This window comes from Fusobacterium sp. IOR10, from assembly GCF_010367435.1.
In the GTDB taxonomy this organism is placed as follows: domain Bacteria; phylum Fusobacteriota; class Fusobacteriia; order Fusobacteriales; family Fusobacteriaceae; genus Fusobacterium_B.
Genome location: NZ_WJWY01000071.1, coordinates 1 through 612, shown reverse-complemented (window position 1 = coordinate 612; position 612 = coordinate 1). Strand labels below are relative to the sequence as shown.

1 pseudogene is annotated in these 612 nt (G+C 30.4%); it reads right to left on the bottom strand.

Annotated features, from left to right (window positions below):
• Nucleotides 1-612: pseudogene (locus tag GIL12_RS09990) on the bottom strand (oxaloacetate decarboxylase subunit alpha); the annotation flags it as partial.

Genomic DNA, 612 nt, shown 5'->3' with positions numbered 1-612 from the left:
TTCTGTTGGAGGTTGAGATGTTCCTGTGGAAAATGGAGATATTGCTGTATCTATAATATCTACCCCTGCTTTTATTGCTCTGTCATACATTATTTGAGCAATTCCACTTGTGCAATGTGTATGCAATTCTATTGGTAAGCTAGAATTCTTCTTAATTTCTTTTATTAATTTATAGGCTGTATCTGGAAGTAATATCCCTGCCATATCCTTAATACAAATTGAATCAGCTCCCATTTTTTCAAGTTCTAAAACCTTTGCCACATAATACTCAATAGTATGAATTTCACTTGTTGTATAAGCTATACAACCTTGGCAATGTCCCTTATATTTTTTTATTGCTTTTATTGTTGTTTTTAAATTTCTAAAATCATTTAAAGCATCAAAGGCCCTTACAATATCAATTCCATTTTCAATTGATTTTTTTACAAATTCCTCAACTACATCATCTGCATAATGTTTGTACCCTAATAAATTTTGTCCTCTTATTAACATTTGTAATTTAGTATTCTTCACCTTAGATCTAATAAGTCTTAACCTTTCCCAAGGATCCTCATTTAAAAATCTAATACATGAATCAAATGTTGCTCCTCCCCAAACTTCCATTGAATAATA